Raw genomic sequence first — 1,449 nt, 5'->3', positions numbered from 1 at the left:
AAGGCAAACTTTTGTACACAGAAACCTATAAAGACGGTGAGCTTGTCGAACGCAAATTTGTAGGACCATTGTTAATGATGAAATAATTACAAAATTTTGCAGAAATAGAAAAATTTATGAAGTCACAAAGGAAATAAAGAGAACAAACGTAAGGCTATTTTATTTTTATCCTGTTTATTAAGGATTAAAAATATGATTTGTAATCAGCAAACTTTATGGATAATAAAATCATTGAAGTTTATAAAAGAGATTAAAAATGAAGAAATCTATCTTTCCTTGCTGTTTTCTTAACTGATTGTTATTGGTTATTTAAGCGGCAGTATAAAAAAATTTTCTAGAACATACTTTGCCTTTTACGTTGTAGTTCCCTTACTACCTATAGTAAGAGAGAGAACTACAACTTCAACAAAAGAAACCAGAACAGCTAGAAAAGCTGGAAAGGCTGAAAAGAATACTGATTTTTTCAAAAAGATCAGGAAAACCAGTTTATCCTACTAATAAAGGAGAAGAATGAAAAATAAACTAGAGCAAATCAAATTATTTTTTAAAGATAATTTAATTATAAAAAACGATAACAATGAATTAAGAGATAGTTTAAATATTGAAGATGCAGAAATACTATTTAATATCGGTTTACCAAATTCGACAGAATTAGACTTTAAATTTACAAAAGAAATTAACTATCTAAATAATAAAGAATTGATTTTAGATGATAGTGAAAGCAGAAAGATAATATATAGTATTACAACTAAGCAAGTTTATTTATTTTTTCCTTCAAATAAGAAAAAAACAATATTAAATGTAGGATTATTTCAGTTTCTATTCTCTATTTATTATTATGAATTTTTTTTAAATAATTGGAAAAATGATAAAGAAAATAGATCACATTATTTTAATGATTTTGAACAAAAAATGAATAAATTAAATAATAATTATCAAAGTTTAGATTATTATTGGGAAGCGATTATAGAAGAGTTATCACCTATTTAACAAGGAATTCGATAAGTTTATTATTTCTACTAATAGAACTAATTATTTAAAAAAACCTTTTTATAAATGGATTTATAGAAAGGTCTATATTTGGTACTTATGGCGGAGCTAATGCTATTACCTGTCAGATACCAAGGGTTTTGATGCCGAACAGGTTGCCAAAGTTTTTTGTTGCTGAAGCAACTGCTTATCATGCAGCTCTCGAAAGAGATCCTCAAAGTATCGCTTTACTTTTTATTTGAAAAAAATGAGCATTTTTGCTAACCCTCATTTGAACCCGAAAAAATAGTAAATTGATAGAAAAATTGATAGATGTATATGGATAAGAGGTATACTAAAAAAATACAAGATATTGATTTATAATCAAATAGAGACGTATAGATACGAGATGAAATGTAAAGTTGGCTCCTCCAACTGGACTTGAACCAGTGACATACGGATTAACAGTCCGCCGTTCTA

Annotated in this window: 1 protein-coding gene; it reads left to right on the top strand. The window is 27.0% G+C overall.

What is annotated here, in order from left to right; all coding sequences use genetic code 11:
- Positions 1–510 precede the first annotated feature (510 nt).
- On the top strand, positions 511–990 hold the full coding sequence (locus J3U35_RS06580; protein WP_220215764.1) for a hypothetical protein: 480 nt from the start codon (positions 511–513) through the stop codon (positions 988–990).
- Positions 991–1,449: the final 459 nt, after the last annotated feature.

Source organism: Gilliamella sp. B2717 (assembly GCF_026536675.1).
Classification (GTDB): domain Bacteria; phylum Pseudomonadota; class Gammaproteobacteria; order Enterobacterales; family Orbaceae; genus Gilliamella; species Gilliamella apicola_I.
The sequence above is the reverse complement of the archived record's forward strand: the minus strand, read 5'-3'. Positions and strand labels throughout refer to the sequence as shown.

Coding starts and splice junctions, on each gene's coding strand:
- J3U35_RS06580 (WP_220215764.1), top strand. CDS start 511: ATGAAAAATAAACTAGAGCAAATCAAATTATTTTTTAAAGATAATTTA.